Here is a 17,569-nt window from a genome sequence, read left to right on the forward strand (position 1 = left end):
AAGTATCACTTTCTACTGTTGTTCTTTTCTTCATCAATAACACAGATCAAACGGTATTTTTCTCTATAGCGCGATTATTGTGTCAATAAAAACTGGGACACTTTATTGAGATCCCGAGTGCGTGGGATCGGTGGCAAACTTTGTAAAAATAAGCCGCCGTAATCGCGTGTGACTAATCGATTATCACAAATGATCAGCACACCTTTATCGGTTTCATCGCGAATTAATCGCCCCACTCCTTGCTTTAAGGTGATCACCGCATCGGGCAATTGTACTTGTGCAAAAGGTTCTCCGCCTTTTAAACGGCAATCTTCAATTCGCGCCTTTAACAGTGGATCATCTGGAGCGGTAAAGGGTAATTTGTCGATAATAACACAGCTTAAGGTGTCGCCTCTAACATCTATCCCTTCCCAAAACGCGCCAGTAGCGACTAACACCGCATTACCTAACTGCATAAACTCGTTTAACAGTTTTTGCTTACTGGTTTCGCCTTGCACTAAAACCGGAAGATCTAACGACTCCCGAAATAAATCTGCTAGCTGACGCATCATTTTATGCGAGGTGCACAAGAAGAAACAACGTCCTTTATTAGCGACGATCACCGGTGCTAACATCTCGGCCAGTTTGTCCGCCAAACCAACACTATTGGGCTCAGGTAAGTAGCGAGGCACACATAATAACGCTTGGTTAGGGTAATCAAACGGGCTTGGCAGGGTAAATTGCTGTTTAGGCGTAATGCCAAGCCGTTGAGTAAAGTGGCTAAAATCATCTTTAACCGCTAAGGTCGCCGAAGTGAAGATCCAAGCGCCTTGCTTTTGCTCAATTTGCTCCTGAAATTTATCCGCCACCGACAGCGGGGTAATATGCAGCGTAAAGTGACGCGGCGAACATTCATACCAATATGAATAGCCGGTAATACTGGTGTCACACACTCGCAATAATCGATTTTTGATCAGACTGGCACGTTCATAAGCGGTATCTAATAGCTGGCTACGACCTAAGGCGATTTTTAACACTTCCAAAGCTAAATCAAGCGCCTCATGCAAACGTTCAATTTCACGCTGCACGGCGACCGATTTAATTGCTTCTCGCCAATTGCCACGCATTTGAGCATTGGTTTCACCCAAAATAATCCGCAGATCCATAAAGGTTTGAGTGATCTTGAGCGCTATTTTTTGCAACTGGCGCATGTCTTTGGCTTCGGTGCGATAACCAATTTCAATGTCTTTGGCCAACTCTTGCATTTGACGACTGGAAATCGACTGGCCAAAATACTGACTGGCAATATCAGGCACTTGATGCGCTTCATCAAAAATAAATACATCGGCCTCAGGAATAAGCTCACCAAAGCCAGTTTCTTTGATCGCCAGATCGGCCAAAAACAAATGATGGTTGACCACCACGACATCAGCGTCCATCGCTTTTTTACGCGCTTTCAAAACAAAACAATCTTGATAACTGGGGCATTCTTTGCCTAAACAATTATCATTGGTTGAAGTAATGGTTGCGATCACTGGGCTGTCTTCGGCAATGTCATCACATTCGCCTAAATCGCCACTTTTACTGCTGGATGACCAAGCTCGAACTTTCACTAAATGAGTCAGTAACTCAGGGTCGGCTTCATTGCTGTGGCTTTCCACCAGCTGACGACTGAGTCGATCAAGGCACAAATAGTTAGATCGCCCTTTTAGCAGCGCTACATAGCCCATAAACCCGAGTGCATCGACCATTTTAGGTAAGTCACGGTGAAACAGTTGTTCTTGCAGGTTTTTTGATCCAGTGCTGATGATAACTTTCTTGCCACTTAATAACGCAGGAACCAGGTAGGCAAAGGTTTTACCCGTGCCTGTTCCTGCTTCCACCACTAATTGATGTTGATGAGTGATCGCATCTTGCACCGCTTGCGCCATATCGATTTGCGGCTGCCGTGGTTGAAAACCGGAAATGGCTTTACCTAATGCGCCGGAGGCTGAGAATGTTTTGGCTATCATCGCATCTTGTCTTAAAAAGAAATTAGCGCAATTATGACAGCTTTAAGCAACAGGTGAAATGAATGTGATTGAAACCGATCGGAATAATGGCGGGTTGTCGTACCAAGCTCGCTTGATATGCTTGCCTAAAAGTTCAATGACCGTTAGATTATCAGTATGTGATCTCTATCAACCTCTTTATATTTGGAAGCAGTATGCTAAACACAGAACGTAAAACCCTGCTCACTCATTGTAGCGATGAATACGGCTTAATCGCAAAAATCACTAATATTTGTTACCAACATAAACTCAATATCATCCACAATAATGAGTTTGTTGATAACGCCAGTGGCCACTTCTTTATGCGCACTGAACTGGAAGGCATTTTCCATGATGACGAATTATTAGCCGATTTAGATCAAGCGTTGCCAACCAACAGCAAGCGCTCGCTTATCAGCTCATCACGTAAAAAAGTGGTGATCATGGTCACCAAAGAAGCCCATTGTTTGGGTGATATTTTAATGAAAGCCTACGATGGTAGCTTAGATGTTGAGATTGCAGCGGTGGTCGGAAACTACGACAAGCTGCAAACCTTAACGGAACGTTTTGATATTCCGTATCATCATATTTCACACGAAGGTTTAACTCGCGAGCAGCATGAAGAAAAAATGCTCGATGTGATTAAATCTTACGATCCGCGTTATGTGGTGCTAGCCAAATACATGCGAGTGCTCACCGCCAATTTTGTGGCGCAATTTCCGCATAAAATTATTAATATCCACCACAGCTTTTTACCTGCGTTTATTGGCGCGAAACCGTATCAACAAGCATTTGATCGCGGCGTAAAGATCATTGGTGCGACCGCGCACTTTGTCACTAACGATCTCGATGAAGGTCCTATCATTAAGCAAGACGTGATCCCAGTGGATCATAACTTTAGTGCCAGTGATATGGCGCAAGCGGGCCGGGATGTGGAGAAGAATGTATTAAGCAAGGCGTTAAACAAGGTGGTCAATGACCATGTGTTTGTTTACGGCAATAAGACGGTGATTTTGTAAGGTCATATCTTAACAATAACGTTTTTGAAAAAGCGAGGCATGGGTTAACCGTGATCTCGCTTGTTTTTTATTGCAGCAACCCAAAGCGAGATCCCCTGTCTCTTCGCTTCGGCTCATGCATGGGATGACGGGTTTTGACGCTATTAATTATCAAACTCGTTATATTTCGACAGCATAGTTTTGAGAGCAAGGCTTTGAGTTTCGTTCCAACGACCTTTCCAACTGCTGTTCATATCTATCGTTTTTAACGCACCAGATAACGATTCATCTACTGTCCATGTCACTTGATAGGCTCCCGAAGTTGACGGTAAAGTACAACTTCCCCCGCTAATAATTGTCGTACTTACCGAGTCATTGCCTAGTACAATTTCACAACCACTGCCAATATCACTATATGCTAAGGTTCCATTGGCTCCACTAATTGAACGAGTACGAAATAACTCTAGCTTCGCTTCAGCCAAGTGCAGCCCGCGTATACTGTGAATGGCATAATCCGATTGGCGCTCCATGTAGCTTTGCAGTTTAATTAAACCGATCACACCAAAAACCAATACCAAAAAAGCGATCAATACTTCAATGAGGCTAAAGCCTTGCTGTTTAGAAGTCATGCCAAGATCCTTTTAGCCATTTAGGTTTTAAGAGAGTTTTCAGTGGATGGTCGATTTTAAGTTGATCAAAAGAAATCGTTGCGGACCCATCAATAAGAGCTAGGTTATTCGGTGTATCTATTATTAATGACCCTTGTGGCAGAGCTGAACCTTGAATTATTGCACTAGGAATATCTACTGATATTCCAACCTCTGACGCCGATTCATCAATACGCAAATATGATGTATTCGCTGTACTACCTAAAGAACTCCAATCAGATGAAGTTGGAGTAAATGTCGTATTAATAAAATGGTATAACACTCCATTAAATTGAGCTGAACCACCTAATGCTAGAAGCCCATTTTGTACAACAAGGATAATGCCCTGTGTATTGCTTGAGTTAATACTCGATATATCACAATTGCCTTCCACCCAAATTAATTCTTTTGATGCGGAAATTTGACTATTAACTGCTGCGGAGCAATTCGTAGGATTTGAAATCACATCGAAATGAGATTTAATTTCTTGAAAATCACTTCGCGCAACACCAAATATTTTCTTAAAAGGATCCAATCCACTTGTATATAAAAAATCCTTTTTAAACTGAGCGATCTCACTTGGTGTGTTTTTTTCTCTATCAACTGTCTCTGTTGTCGTTATATTAGTTATATAATCAGCTTCACAATAAACTGTATTGGCCGCGTTAGCGGGTTTTATGCTGGGGTCATATGGTTTCATTGTGTGATATTCAGCATTCGTATTATATTTATCTTTTAAAAAAGTAAATTTTTGGGAATAATTGACGGATAAACATTCATATCTATTAGTTACTGTATTTTTATTGATCGGATTTGGTTGTACATCATAATTACCAAGTAAAATCATATCCGCATTAGCAGTGATAGCAGCAAGCCCTGCCGCCTTGGGCATTTTTATTATTTTTTTTACCTCACTCTTTACATTTTTAGACGTGACTGTATAAAAAGTACTTCCTGATGTATTTGGAGAAAACTCAAGAGAAGATTGGGTGCAATTTGAATAATCTTGATTCAATAAATCTACCCCCGTATTTGATCTATTTACTGCAAAAGCACACTCCAATCCCCCTTCCGCAGCCCAATGTTGTTGTCGTGAAGTAATTTCATTTTGCGCACGCTTGGCTTGAAGGAAAACATTCTTATACGACGCAATTGAAAGAGTCAAAATCGCAATCAACAGCATGGCGGTATAGAGTAATGTCACCGCGCCTTTTTGATGTTTCATCACTGCCAATTCCTTTGTTTGATTTTGGTTACCATTGTTTGTTCATAATCCTGACCAGATGTTGGCGGGCTTGCGAGCTTTGCTTTCATTGTGATAGTGAAATAAGCAGAACTAACACTGTTGCCTAATGGTGTTTCATCAATAACAAATTGGCTCAATATCACTCGACTATCATCCATAAGCGATAACCCTGGCTCACCTATTGCGCTACATGTAGGCATTACTGGTGATACACGGCTGATATTAGATTTAGTGCAGATACCTAATTTTTTAGTTCCTGTATCTCCGGTGAATTTAGTGTAAGTAATATCACCATTATTATTTTCATAGATATAAGCCAAGGTCGCTCCCACCGCAGATGACGTCACCGTGATCACCTCACTGGCACCCGACAAAATCAATGAACTGCCATTATTACCGTTAAAACCTGCGCGCTGTGCATCTTCTTTTATATAGCGCATTGCATCATTCATATTTTGCAGTACTAATAACTTTAAGCTGCGTTCCGTCGCCAGTTTTTGGCCAGAGATAAACATGCTGCCCACCGCCATGATCGCTAAAATACCAATGGTAGAAGCAACCAACAATTCAATCAAAGACATGCCTGCCTGTTGCTTTAATGACCGGTTACATTGCGACTTAACATCCCGGATAGCCATAAAGCTCTCCTCCTACTCCACAAATATTGACTCGGCCAGAAATACCTTCCTGAATAATTTTCAATTTTTTCTCTGTATCAATAGAAAACGTCACTTCAGAATTACTACCCCCTTCAGGTCGTCCATTGACACTATCTAATGCTGGCCAATGGTTATTGGTAGAGATAGTCATATTTTTAAATGCCATACCCGATAAATACATTTCAGCATTGTTTTGTTGTGCGGCTAGGCTGCTTGGAATCGCACTTGAGGCTCGCAGCGCTAGTCCCCATTTACCATCGTAAGTGGTTGGAGCAGAGCCGAATGGAGTGTTAGGCAAAAAAGATAAGTACAAGGTTTTATTTTGCATCACCGCTTCTGAGCGAGCTTGAATAAGAAAACCACTTAATTCATTCGCTAGGCGCTGCATTTTTGCTTTTTCATTGAAATAGCCCATCGAGGGTGCCACCGCTGCCAGTAAAATGGTCATCACCACGATGGTTATCATCAATTCTATGAGGGAAAACCCTCGTTCCATTCCCAAATTCTTTTGCAACTGGTTACATCCTGAGTTTTTTGGTTGAACTGATGCTAACACTTAATAACAATGGTCGAAGTTTACAGAAGGAACTTATAGAAATGATTCGTAAAAATGGATGTATGCAAAACACCAAGCGACATAAAGGAATGACATTGATCGAATTATTGATAGTGGTCGCCATCATTGGTGTGCTCGCCGCTATCGCCTATCCAAGCTATCAAGAACATGTACTGAAAGGACACCGTTCTTCGGCAATGGCAGATATGATGAAGATCCAAATTGAAATGGAACTGAGTAAAAGCAAGACTGGAGCTTATAATTCTGCAACCATCGTTTCAGGTGGCAGTTGTGACTTTTGTGATACTGACAGCGAACGCTATACATTTTCTGTGACAGAAAGTTCGGCAACAAACATGGAGGCTTATACCATCAAGGCAGTGCCAAGAAAAAACTCCCCCCAAATAAAAGACAAATGTGGCACCTTAAGCTTAAACGCAGGTTCTGTGGGCACGGCAAACAAAGCGGGTGTTGCTGTCGATGGGTGTTGGTAGAGAGTTATTAACTGTTCTGTTAGTAGATAACTGTTGGTAGAGGCTGTTGGTTACGAAGAAAGACAACCACTCAGCACTCTGGGTAACCATAATAATATTTGTCACTGTTGCCTTGGTTAGCAATATTAATACCGCACACTCGGACTCGGCCGGTAATATTATGCAGATTCACTTTTAAGCTGCGAGCAGGGTCGATGTAGAAAGTAAAACTTCTTGCCACCCCCATTGGTTTACCATGAACTTGGTCAAATTTAATTTTGTGGAAGTTAAGGGTTGAGAAAACGCTGATATTTTTAAAGCGCTCACCATTAAGGTAATAAATGGCGCCGTGTTTGGAGGTGGTATAATCCACCGTGGCATTATTGTTCTGTAGGCTAAACACCCAACCACCTTGATAAATTGCGCTATTGGTTTTTTGTACAAAGTGCAGCCACACCGGATGCCGCTTAAACACCGCTTCGGTCTTGGCCATCATCACGATATTGGTCACTTCATTGGCTAAGCTGCGCATTTTAAGCTTTTCAAATAAATCCTGTAACGAGGGCACGCTTGCTACCAATAATACGCTCAGCACCACGCAGCCAATAATAGCTTCCATTAAGGTAAAACCCGATGCTTGTTTGAGCGTTACTTTTGTTCGAGCCGATATTTTGTCTAGTGAGATTTGATGCATTGCAACCGAGCCTAAAAAAATCACGTCATCTTTTTAGGCTAGGCATTAAAAAACTACTGAGAAACTCATCATCGTTGTTAATAGCGCCCCATTCTCAATATTAAGAATCTCTCTGTATTCACGACCTTCTATCTCATAGGATAACGACTATTTCGCCTCACTGGCGATCACCGCTTGCAGGCTATGTGGATGCAGTTTAATACACACGCCTTGATGCTTAAATGCCACGGTCGGATTGACCAAGCGTTCCCCCGCGCCTTGCGGGCTCGATAACTTCACTTTGACCCCAAGTTCGGCAAATCTCCCCCATTTCTTGGCCATTAACGGAAACTGACGTTTAATCTGCTCGACTAATTGCTCTGCAGTTTGGGCTTTACTTGGTACCACAAATTCCACATGCTCCCAACCTTGCTGTGGGTAGGCTTTGTCGCTGGGATAAGGTAACTCTAAACAGTCGATCTTGTGGTCAGTCACTTGTAAGGCTGAATCTAATTGGATCACAATAATAGCGCGACCATTGATCATCGCATTGGATATTTGTTGTCCTTCACTCAACCAAGCTCGATGAACTTGTTCCGCCACAACTTGATCGTTAATCCGCATCGCTAAATGGTCGGCTTTTAGATCGTGGTAATCCAAACCAATCAATTGGGCTAATGCGTCCATTTTTTGCCAAAAATCAACCACTGACAACGCCATAGCCGCGGGGCTGAGTTGTTGAATAAGCGGATCAATAAGCGGTTCTTTTTCTATTGATTGCTCGGTCGTTATTGATTGAGGTTTCGACAATGAAGAAGACAAAATTCCATTCCTTTTAAAGCAAGTTAAAGACGCTAGAAGAGTGTAACCTAAGCCATTCGTCACCAATAGATAAAAATGACGATTTATTTTTTAATAACCTTCTATTATTTGGTATCATAGTTCACATTTTCTGATTAAAAATTTGCGCTCGATTGAAGGTTTGTTTTTCAATCCAGACATTACCATAGGAAGCACGTGTGAATATTGCAGCACTGATCAATGACAAAGTATCTCAAGCCTTAGAAGCCGCTGGCGCTCCTGCAGGAAGCCCTGCCGCTGTTCGTCAATCAGCCAAAGCCCAATTTGGTGACTACCAAGCGAATGGAGTTATGGGCGTTGCAAAAAAATTAGGCATGAATCCGCGTGAGTTTGCGCAAAAAGTATTAGACGTACTTGATCTCGATGGCATTGCCAATAAAACTGAGATCGCAGGTCCGGGCTTTATTAATATCTTTTTAGACCCTGAATTTTTAGCCAAACAAGCCTCTAGCGCATTGTCTGATGAGCGTTTAGGGGTTGCGGCTGAGCAAGCTCAAACCATCGTTGCCGATTACTCTGCACCAAACGTTGCCAAAGAAATGCACGTTGGCCACTTACGCTCAACCATCATTGGTGACGCGGTGGTTCGTACCCTTGAGTTTTTAGGTCACAATGTTATCCGTGCCAACCACATTGGTGATTGGGGAACTCAATTTGGTATGTTGATTGCCAACCTTGAACGCGTTGAAAAAGAGCAAGGTGAAGTGTCGATGGAACTGGCCGATCTTGAAGGCTTCTATCGCGAATCGAAAAAATTATATGATGAAGATGAAGCGTTTGCGATTCGCGCGCGTGCTTATGTGGTGAAACTGCAAAGTGGCGATGAGCATTGCGCTAAGATGTGGAAAAAACTGGTCGATGTGACCATGATCCAAAATCAACTTAACTACGATCGCTTAAATGTTTCTCTGACGCGTGAAAACGTCATGGGCGAAAGCATGTACAACCCTATGTTGTCTGTGATTGTGAGCGATCTAAAAGAAAAAGGCTTGGCGGTTGAAAGTGATGGCGCACAAGTGGTTTTCCTTGATGAATACAAAAATAAAGATGGCGATCCGATGGGCGTTATCGTGCAAAAACGTGATGGTGGCTTCTTATACACCACCACCGACATTGCTTGCGCTAAATACCGCTACGAAACCCTCGGCGCAGATCGCGTGCTTTACTTTATTGATTCACGTCAGCACCAGCACTTAATGCAAGCTTGGTCTATCGTGCGTAAAGCGGGCTATGTGCCAGAGTCGGTATCATTAGAACACCATGCGTTTGGTATGATGCTTGGTAAAGATGGTCGTCCATTTAAAACTCGCGCCGGTGGTACGGTTCGTCTCGCTGATTTACTCGATGAAGCCTGTGAACGTGCACAAAAACTGATTGAAGAGAAAAACCCTGATCTTGCGACCGAAGAAAAAGCCAAGATTGCCAACACAGTCGCCATGGCTGCGGTTAAGTATTCTGATCTATCAAAACACCGCACCACAGATTACATCTTCGATTGGGATAACATGTTGGCATTTGAAGGCAATACTGCGCCTTACATGCAATACGCTTATACCCGCGTAGCCTCTATTTTTGCTAAAGCAAACATTGATATGAACAGCCTAACCGGTGAGATCCTCATCGGTGACGAGCGTGAAAAAGCGCTAGTATCTAAATTACTGCAATTTGATGAAGCGGTTCAATCGGTCGCCAAAGAAGGTCAACCGCACCTAATGTGTAGCTACTTGTTTGAATTAGCGGGTCAGTTCTCAAGTTTCTACGAAGCTTGCCCAATTCTAAACAATCAAGATGACACTGTTAAACAAAGCCGCTTAAAATTGGCTGCACTAACGGCTAAAACCATCAAGCAAGGTTTAGACTTATTAGGCATTGAAACGCTAGAACGTATGTAAACAACTGAACTGACTCTACTCAGTCGGCTATAAAAAATGCCCATAACGATCATGTCGTTATGGGCATTTTTATACCAATTTCATTGAATATTTGAATACCGCGATTAAAGCATCATTTCAAATATAAGCGGAAACTCAATACACTTAATACACTTAATACACTTAATACACTTAATACACTTAATACAATCTTGTACCATCCGGTCGGGTGCGCAGTAAGTTTAAAATCCACATGTATTGTTTAGGATCGATGTTAACCAAATCTTCCACCGCTTTGTTCATCGCTCGGGCATCAGTTTCTTCATCGCCACTCGGCAAATTTTCAATCACCGGCAGAATATGCAATTCGTATTTACCCAACTCGGCATTATAGGCCGGAAGCATTGGCACCACTTTAGCACGACTGAGTTTCGCGACTTTACCGAAACCTTTTAAGGTCGCTTTTTGGGTGGCAAAGAAAGGCACAAAGACTGAATTTTGCGCGCCATGATCTTCATCTGGTAAGTAATAGCCTAAATACCCGTCTTTAACGCTTCTTAAAAACGGTTTAATGCCGACACTGCGCTCATAAATTTTACCGCCATATTGCATACGTTGACGGTGAATAAGCCAGTTAGTAATAGGTTCACGCTGCTCTTTGACAATCGAGGAAACTTGGTAGCCTTGCGCGGCAATCATGACGGCAGCGTAATCAATTGCCCAAAAGTGTGGCACTAACGCAATGACCTTCTCGCCTTTATCCAATAATGGGAATAGGTTTTCACCACCATGCACCACACCACGCGACTGGTTATGCTTACGGCTACGCAACAAAAGCTCTGGATAACCAAACATAAATTGCCCTGCGGTCGCCAGACAATCTTCAATCAGCTTTTGACGTTCTTGATCAGATTTCTCGGGAAAGCAATTGAGTAAATTTAAGCGCGCTTTTTTCATCGGCCCACCTTCTCGCCTTAAGGCTAGACGAGACAACTTAGCGGCCAAACGATCACGTAGACGATGCGGGATGAAAGCTAAAAACACAGCAAAAAATAAGCCTATCCAAGTTAGCCAATGACGAGGATGCAAAAAGCGCCATTCAAAGGTTGGATTATAAAGATGCTTATCTGTGGTTGCTGCTTGAGGAGAATTGGTCTCTGATTTACTCATATTATTATTATTGATCGCCTAATTTGATATAAAAGGTATGGTATAACAATCCGCTAGAATTAAAAAGATGAGAAGGTCCACTATGAGCTTTACATTACACCCTCAATTGCAAGCCGATACTGATATTATTGGTGATTTCCCACTCAGCATCGCTTTACTGCATAAAGAGCACATTGGCCCTTGGGTGATCTTAGTGCCCAAAGTGGCCGGATTACAAGAATTACACCATCTGCCAATGCCGGATCAGCAGCAATTTTTACTTGAATCTCAAGTGGTCTTTCAAGCTTTAGAGCTTAGCTTTAAACCCAAGAAACTCAATCTTGGCGCACTGGGTAATATGGTGCCGCAACTGCATATCCATCATATTGCACGTTTTGAAAGCGACGTTGCTTGGCCAGGTCCAGTGTGGGGCAATACCGAAGGACGATCTCGCCCTTGTGACGCGCAACAGCAATTAGTTCAGCAATTGCAACAAGCGTTTAGCCTGCATCAGGTTCCATTTACTCCAACTTGATTTTTCTTCCGGATAGAAAAATGCCCAGATCGGATGATCTGAGCATTTTTAATGATACCTATTCCACTTAATATTTGATCAATATGAATACGTCGAAAAGACCCTGATTGGTTCTTGGTCGCTTGAGAAAGGCTGTCCGTCTATGGTCTATGACACTTTTATCTGTACTCAATTTTGATAAATCATTAAATTTCTACTTATTACTATTGCTTCAAGTGTGGCTCGCTTTTTCTAGCTGATGTTCACAATATCAATCCGCATGCTTTGCTCTTTAGCACCGATGCGTTTCATGGTGAAGAATACCGCCAATAAAATGACCGTGATGATCGCAAGCCAGATAGAACTCATCATTGGGTGCATCTCGAAGCTCGAAATCTGATAGACCACCACTGCCGAGGCATAAGCTAAAAACATGGTCCAAGATGCAATGAATATCGCATAATTACGGCCAAATTCACGCGCATAAGCCCCCATTGCCGCCGCACATGGCGTATATAATAAGATAAAGACTAAATAGGCAAACGCCGCGCCACCGGTAACAAAGTAAGCTTGAATATTTCCAAACACACCGCTACTCACACCTTGGTCGGCCGCTGCTGCATCTTTATCGCCTAAATCGCCCACTTCAATGCCTAATGGATCGCTGAAGTTAAGCGCGGCTAAATTATCTGGAATACTTTGCAGCGCAGCCATTAAACTCGCGGTTAAATTAAATTCTTCTTCTTCATCTGAAGGGTCGGAATATAAATTATTTAATGTGCCCACTACCGCTTCTTTAGCAAAGATACCGGTAATAATACCAACCGTTGCTGGCCAGTTATCTTTCTCGACCCCCATGGGAGATAATACCGGTGTCACTACTTTTGCCGCATGGGATAGCACCGAATTTTGGCTGTCTTGGTTACCAAATGAACCATCGACACCCCATGAATTAAAGAAACTTAACACCGCCACTACCAATACAATGGTTTTACCCGCACCAAAAACAAAGCGTTTCAATTTCTGCCATGTTTTTAGCACCACATTACGCAAAGTGGGAATTTCATAATCTGGAATTTCCATGATAAAGCTGGTGCTCTTACCTGGATACAGGGTGTGTTTCAACACTAAGCCGGTAAACACTGCCGCTAAAATACCCAGTAGATATAAAGCAAATACCACGTTTTGACCATTGGTTGGGAAGAATGCAGCGGCAAATAATGTATAAACCGGTAGGCGCGCCCCACAAGACATAAATGGTGCCATCGCCGCCGACAGTTTACGCTCACGTTCTTGATCTAAAGTGCGAGTTGCCATAATAGCGGGCACATTACAGCCAAAACCTAAAATAAGAGGCACAAATGCTTTACCTGGCAGGCCTATTTTTTGCATCACTTTATCTAATACGAAAGCAGCGCGCGCCATATAACCAGAGCTTTCTAGTAAGGTTAAGAATAGATACAAACAAGCGATCACCGGAATAAAGGTAGCAACGGTTTGAATACCACCACCAAAACCATCCGCAATCACAGTCACAAGCCACACAGGTAAGTGCGGATCTAATAAATGATGGCCGCCGTCAACCAATAATGCGCCGACCCCAATATCAAAAAAATCGATAAACGCACTACCGATATTGATGGAGAACATAAACATCAAATACATGATGGCGAAAAACACCGGAATACCAAACCATTTATTGAGCACAAACTGATCGAGTTTCTCGGTAAAACTCTTACTGAATGAAGAATCTAATTGACGAACTTGATGACACAATTGATGCAAGTATTCAAATTTACTGTTGGTAACCGCCAGATCGATATCGGTTGTTGCTGAGAGTTGCTGAGTTAACGCCTCCAATACCGCTTGATCACGGTCTGAAAGGGTTTTTGTCACCAAACCATCTTGTTCGATTGCACGAATAGAAAGTGCACGAGGAAGCAAAATACCATCTTGAGGCCACAGTGGATTGATTTGCTCAATTGCCGCTTCTATGTTGCCTGGATAATGAAGAACTAATCCATCAACCTGTAAATTCTGATGTGCAATCTTATGCAAGTCGGCTTTAAATTGCGCCACCTGCTTTTTATTAATCGCCGACAGTATAAAGACGGGGCAACCTAGCTCTTGTTGCAGTGCTTTAACGTCAATTTCTTGGCGTTCACGATGTAGGGCATCTAATTTATTCAACACCACGATCATTGGGCGGCCCAGTTCACGCAGTTGCAGTGTCATATATAAGCTACGTTCTAAACTTGTGGCATCGACCACATTAATGATTAAATCGGCAGGCATAGACGAAATAGCGGAAGAAGCAATAGATTCATCGACACTGTTGGCATCATTGGCACTGTTTAAAGAATAGATACCAGGCAGGTCAGTAAGACTGAAGGATTCGTCATTAAATTCAAATGAGCCGGTTTTTTTCTCAACCGTGACTCCCGCCCAATTGCCAACTTGCTGCTTGGCACCGGTAAGACCATTAAATAACGTCGTTTTACCACTATTAGGGTTACCAACGGTTAGAATATTAAAGTTCATGCCTCTACCTCTATTGCAATGTCAGAGGCAATCTTGCCACGGATAGCAAGTGATACTCCTCTGACTTCGACCTGTAATGGATCACCCATTGGCGCTTTACGAATCAACTTAACTTGGGTGTTTGGCAGCATTCCCATGATCATCAGTTTCTTCCTTATATCTGGTGTTAATTCTGATAGATCAACAATGCGAGCACTTTGCCCACTTTTAAGTTCACTTAATTTCATGTAAAACCCAACCATTAATGATAACCATTCCTATTTTCACTCATGATACAGGTAAAGTCAGTAACTTTTTTTGATATATATCAATTTATCCTTTTATTTGATAGTTATTCTCATTACCACCGTCAAAAACGTCAGATTTGAAATTGATCTCTATTGTCAAAAACGTCAATTTAACTAAAAGTGATGGGGTTTATTTTTATTTATACCAACAAGGACTAGGCTATAAGCCATTGAATAAAAACAGCTATTTCAAATAAAATTTATATTGTCGCTTTTATCATGATAACTTGTCGTTATTTTTATGCGCAAATTAAGCCCAGTCGCGCTATAAATAACCTTGTCGATAGGGAACACCCTAACGAATTTTATTCCTGAGGTGTGTTGAGCAATCAATACACTCGGCAGCAAGCGAAGGTGTCGTTGGCACCCGTGACATAGTCCCCCCGGCCGTGTCACGTTTTTTTTATTCTGGACTGATGAGTGCCATATCTTGAATATGGCACTTGTTGTCACCCTCTTAGTTATCCTTTTTATCTATTACAAATCTACTTTATTTCCCTATTAAAATAAGCACTATTCAAATCAATCACTGCGTCTAACAACCTATTACGGCATAAATTGTGCCATATTGCGGTTGATTGCCTTTGATTTGATTGGTATTAGATAGAATTGATAAGGTTGTAAAAGCCTAGCAGCCTTGATCAGCAACAGTGCTAATCTTGTTGGGTATTTTCAATAAATTTAGAAGGGGTCAGCCCAAAGTGGGTTTTAAAGCGCTGGCTAAAGTAAGAAGGGTCGTTAAAACCGGATTCAAATGCGGTATCAGCCACTTTATAGCCCGACATTAGCATTTCACACGCCTTTTCTAAACGATACTGAGTCAAATAATCCATAAAGGAACGTTCCGTTAAATTTTTAAATTTACGTTGTAAGCTACGCTCTGAAACAAATAATAGTTTGGCTGCCACACTGGTGCCAAAATCAGGATCCGAAAAGTTCTGCTCTACCAAGTCGTATACCTTGGTTAGCCATTGCTCTTTAAGATCAATAAGGACTTTATCATCCCCTTCACTACCATTAATTTGCAAGTGCTTACTATCAATTCCTTCCATATCAATTAGGGTATCTGTATCTAGAATCTCACTTGCTTTGGTCGATATCACACCCTCTGCTAATGCATTTATTCGATAGCCATCAATCGGCCATGTCACGATTAATTGAGTCACCTGAGTAATAGTATTGGTGGTAAAGCTAAAGGTTCCACCATTTTGTTGCACTAATTCCGCCATCACCGCTAGAGTGGTATTGAGAGGTTTATGAGTAATAGGCGTAATGTCGAGACCGAATTCTTGAGCTTCATAAGCTAAAATTTCTGACTCTGAAATCCCAATACCTTGATCTTGCACTATCACTTGTAGCTGATTATCTTTTAACTTGGTGGATAAGGTAACATCCTGACCCTTCTTCGCCCGTATCAACGCACTCGCCAGTAAACTATTCAATACAGTATCAAAATTCGCGTAACGTACTCTTATCATGCAATTTGGTGTCTCGTCATATACCACCAATTTAACACCTGCATTTTCAGCATCCAATTGCCAACCTTGAGTAATGGCTTTAATCACCAATGACACCATTTTGCCTTGAGGGATCACTTTTTTCTCACTGGATAAATGCAAAAGACTGATTTGTTCTAAGTAGCTCAACGATTGTTGTAACAACTCTAATTGCGTACTTTTTGAGTATTGATCCATATTAATTTTAATATTTTCAATACACGCTGCCGCTTCTTCACTGACCTCATTAATTAGTGATTCTCGAGTCTCTGCTTGGCGGCGTAACTCGGCATTACTGCTGATCAATAATTGACTTTGATGTTTCAATTGATTGGTTTTCAAATTTATCAATCGACGCAAACGAATGTTCTTGCTCATCATGGCTCCCGCGCGCCAAACAAAAATAGCAAGAATTAGCAGCAGCATTAACACTATGGTTAAAATGGCAAACCAAGAGGTTAAATACCAAGGTTTATCAATAATAAAACGGTATTGAGTATTCTTTTTATTACTACCTAATTGAGACAAAGCTTTAAATTCAATTGCGTAGCTACCAGGGCTTAATTTATTAAACGTCACCTGTGAGCCCTGTAGGGAGACCCAATCATGTTTATGGCTACCCAATAATCGGTATTGTAAATGAGGCACATCCAGATCCGGCAATACCCCAAATAAAAACGTCACACTTTTACCATAACTCAAGTGTAATTCACGGTCTGGATTAGGAGAAATGGCCACCCGAGAGCGATCAAGTAACACTTCTCCAACTATGACATTATTTTCAGGTAATTGAGCCATAAGTAACTGTGGAGTGGAGGCTTGAACCAGTCCAAGTTTGCTGCTGAGTACCAATTGATTACCATCGGGCGATAACGCACAGCCATCGGGTAAAAACTCATTTGAAACCATGCCAAAAGGCGATGAGAAGTGTTTGACTAATAAGCCTGCGGGATTATAAAAGCTGATTCCTTTGGTCGTGGCAAGCCAGGTGCCATTGGCTGCCGTTGCAACACATAAAGCCGAACTATTCGAGTCTTGCAGCGGTACGGGGACGACACGGCTTTTGGCTATATCTATAGAGATCACGCCATAGTTATTCACCGCCCACAGCGTTTTATCACTCACTTGACTAATGCTGTCGGTACCGCCAAACTCTGCGCTAAAGGTATCAAATAAAATACGCCCTTTATGGTACTCATATAAACCATGATCGGTTCCTATCCAAACCCGCCCATATTTATCCGCATATAAATCGGTAATATCTCCGTTAATCGTGCCCTTTTGCATCCAAGTCAGGGAAAAGTTTTTTATACTATTATTGGTTGGGAAATAACGATACAAGCCAGATGCAGTTGAAAACCATAGCGTTTGCGCCGAATCCGCACTTAAATGGGTAATGGTATCGTTAAATCGGCCTTCCTCCACATTGATTTTCTGATTATGGTAGGTGATCGGATCAAAAGTAAGCGTTCACCAGCACCCTATTGACAGGCGAATGTGACGATCATCACTTGATCTACAATTGCCTATTGAACGATCCTTTTTATGCTTCATTATCTTCACATGAGCAGAAAAAAAGAACCTAAATA

Annotated in this window: 15 protein-coding genes; 4 read left to right on the top strand and 11 right to left on the bottom strand. The window is 41.9% G+C overall.

The features are described 5' to 3' along the window. Positions 1-74: 74 nt before the first annotated feature. The gene (locus HC723_RS03595) at positions 75-1,991 is read right to left on the bottom strand and encodes an ATP-dependent DNA helicase (RefSeq protein ID WP_190338235.1); all 1,917 of its coding nucleotides are present in this window, start codon (positions 1,989-1,991) and stop codon (positions 75-77) included. A gap of 194 nt (positions 1,992-2,185) precedes the next feature. Between HC723_RS03595 and purU the strand changes: the two genes are divergently transcribed. After that, positions 2,186-3,028, top strand: a complete 843-nt coding sequence (purU, locus tag HC723_RS03600) for a formyltetrahydrofolate deformylase (protein ID WP_190338236.1) — start codon at positions 2,186-2,188, stop codon at positions 3,026-3,028. 143 nt (positions 3,029-3,171) lie between these two features. On the opposite strand, the gene HC723_RS03605 is transcribed toward purU, so the two are convergent. The 4 genes from HC723_RS03605 to HC723_RS03620 are packed head-to-tail and all read right to left on the bottom strand — an operon-like array spanning position 3,172 to position 6,055. Beyond that, on the bottom strand, positions 3,172-3,636 hold the full coding sequence (locus HC723_RS03605; protein WP_190338237.1) for a type IV pilus modification PilV family protein: 465 nt from the start codon (positions 3,634-3,636) through the stop codon (positions 3,172-3,174). Next, the gene (locus HC723_RS03610) at positions 3,626-4,882 is read right to left on the bottom strand and encodes a hypothetical protein (RefSeq protein ID WP_190338238.1); all 1,257 of its coding nucleotides are present in this window, start codon (positions 4,880-4,882) and stop codon (positions 3,626-3,628) included. Before HC723_RS03610 ends, HC723_RS03605 begins: the two co-directional genes overlap by 11 nt. Further along, entirely contained in the window at positions 4,879-5,538 is a 660-nt protein-coding gene (locus HC723_RS03615; protein ID WP_190338239.1) for a PilW family protein, read from the bottom strand. The genes HC723_RS03610 and HC723_RS03615 overlap by 4 nt, the downstream gene beginning before the upstream one ends. Beyond that, a complete protein-coding gene (locus tag HC723_RS03620) occupies positions 5,519-6,055 on the bottom strand; it encodes a GspH/FimT family pseudopilin (protein WP_190338252.1) in 537 nt (178 codons plus the stop codon). The genes HC723_RS03615 and HC723_RS03620 overlap by 20 nt, the downstream gene beginning before the upstream one ends. 101 nt (positions 6,056-6,156) lie before the next feature. On the opposite strand from HC723_RS03620, the gene HC723_RS03625 reads away from it, so the two are divergent. After that, positions 6,157-6,609 (top strand): type IV pilin protein, encoded by a 453-nt coding sequence (locus tag HC723_RS03625; RefSeq protein ID WP_190338240.1) that lies wholly within the window; start codon positions 6,157-6,159, stop codon positions 6,607-6,609. Between the two features lie 70 nt (positions 6,610-6,679). Here HC723_RS03625 and HC723_RS03630 read toward each other — a convergent pair whose 3' ends face one another. Then, positions 6,680-7,282: a pilus assembly FimT family protein gene (locus HC723_RS03630; protein ID WP_190338241.1), complete on the bottom strand. Its 603-nt coding sequence runs from the start codon at positions 7,280-7,282 to the stop codon at positions 6,680-6,682. A gap of 147 nt (positions 7,283-7,429) precedes the next feature. After that, on the bottom strand, positions 7,430-8,083 hold the full coding sequence (locus HC723_RS03635) for a VOC family protein (protein ID WP_238925401.1): 654 nt from the start codon (positions 8,081-8,083) through the stop codon (positions 7,430-7,432). A gap of 197 nt (positions 8,084-8,280) precedes the next feature. Between HC723_RS03635 and argS the strand changes: the two genes are divergently transcribed. Beyond that, the gene (argS, locus tag HC723_RS03640; RefSeq protein WP_153447433.1) at positions 8,281-10,014 is read left to right on the top strand and encodes an arginine--tRNA ligase; all 1,734 of its coding nucleotides are present in this window, start codon (positions 8,281-8,283) and stop codon (positions 10,012-10,014) included. A 180-nt stretch (positions 10,015-10,194) separates the two neighbouring features. On the opposite strand, the gene lpxM is transcribed toward argS, so the two are convergent. After that, the gene (lpxM, locus tag HC723_RS03645; RefSeq protein WP_153447434.1) at positions 10,195-11,163 is read right to left on the bottom strand and encodes a lauroyl-Kdo(2)-lipid IV(A) myristoyltransferase; all 969 of its coding nucleotides are present in this window, start codon (positions 11,161-11,163) and stop codon (positions 10,195-10,197) included. 82 nt (positions 11,164-11,245) lie between these two features. Here lpxM and HC723_RS03650 point away from each other — a divergent pair, with 82 nt between their 5' ends. Beyond that, positions 11,246-11,677, top strand: a complete 432-nt coding sequence (locus tag HC723_RS03650) for an HIT domain-containing protein (RefSeq protein ID WP_153447435.1) — start codon at positions 11,246-11,248, stop codon at positions 11,675-11,677. 231 nt (positions 11,678-11,908) lie between these two features. Here HC723_RS03650 and feoB read toward each other — a convergent pair whose 3' ends face one another. The 3 genes from feoB to HC723_RS03665 all read right to left on the bottom strand — a co-directional run bounded on the left by feoB (position 11,909) and on the right by HC723_RS03665 (position 17,405). Then, the gene (gene feoB / locus HC723_RS03655) at positions 11,909-14,197 is read right to left on the bottom strand and encodes a Fe(2+) transporter permease subunit FeoB (RefSeq protein ID WP_190338242.1); all 2,289 of its coding nucleotides are present in this window, start codon (positions 14,195-14,197) and stop codon (positions 11,909-11,911) included. Further along, entirely contained in the window at positions 14,194-14,424 is a 231-nt protein-coding gene (locus HC723_RS03660; protein WP_190338243.1) for a FeoA family protein, read from the bottom strand. The genes feoB and HC723_RS03660 overlap by 4 nt, the downstream gene beginning before the upstream one ends. Positions 14,425-15,137: 713 nt before the next feature. Beyond that, on the bottom strand, positions 15,138-17,405 hold the full coding sequence (locus HC723_RS03665) for a helix-turn-helix domain-containing protein (protein ID WP_190338244.1): 2,268 nt from the start codon (positions 17,403-17,405) through the stop codon (positions 15,138-15,140). Positions 17,406-17,569: the final 164 nt, after the last annotated feature.

Origin of the sequence: Vibrio sp. S11_S32 (assembly GCF_014694465.1) — a bacterium.
GTDB classification, from domain to species: domain Bacteria; phylum Pseudomonadota; class Gammaproteobacteria; order Enterobacterales; family Vibrionaceae; genus Vibrio; species Vibrio algicola.

What these genes read in the sequence shown, in the direction of transcription:
- HC723_RS03595 (WP_190338235.1), bottom strand. Translation starts at nt 1,991, where the DNA reads ATGATAGCCAAAACATTCTCAGCCTCCGGCGCATTAGGTAAAGCCATT.
- purU (WP_190338236.1), top strand. Translation starts at nt 2,186, where the DNA reads ATGCTAAACACAGAACGTAAAACCCTGCTCACTCATTGTAGCGATGAA.
- HC723_RS03605 (WP_190338237.1), bottom strand. Translation starts at nt 3,636, where the DNA reads ATGACTTCTAAACAGCAAGGCTTTAGCCTCATTGAAGTATTGATCGCT.
- HC723_RS03615 (WP_190338239.1), bottom strand. Translation starts at nt 5,538, where the DNA reads ATGGCTATCCGGGATGTTAAGTCGCAATGTAACCGGTCATTAAAGCAA.
- HC723_RS03620 (WP_190338252.1), bottom strand. Translation starts at nt 6,055, where the DNA reads ATGGAACGAGGGTTTTCCCTCATAGAATTGATGATAACCATCGTGGTG.
- HC723_RS03625 (WP_190338240.1), top strand. Translation starts at nt 6,157, where the DNA reads ATGATTCGTAAAAATGGATGTATGCAAAACACCAAGCGACATAAAGGA.
- HC723_RS03630 (WP_190338241.1), bottom strand. Translation starts at nt 7,282, where the DNA reads ATGCATCAAATCTCACTAGACAAAATATCGGCTCGAACAAAAGTAACG.
- lpxM (WP_153447434.1), bottom strand. Translation starts at nt 11,163, where the DNA reads ATGAGTAAATCAGAGACCAATTCTCCTCAAGCAGCAACCACAGATAAG.
- HC723_RS03650 (WP_153447435.1), top strand. Translation starts at nt 11,246, where the DNA reads ATGAGCTTTACATTACACCCTCAATTGCAAGCCGATACTGATATTATT.
- feoB (WP_190338242.1), bottom strand. Translation starts at nt 14,197, where the DNA reads ATGAACTTTAATATTCTAACCGTTGGTAACCCTAATAGTGGTAAAACG.
- HC723_RS03660 (WP_190338243.1), bottom strand. Translation starts at nt 14,424, where the DNA reads ATGAAATTAAGTGAACTTAAAAGTGGGCAAAGTGCTCGCATTGTTGAT.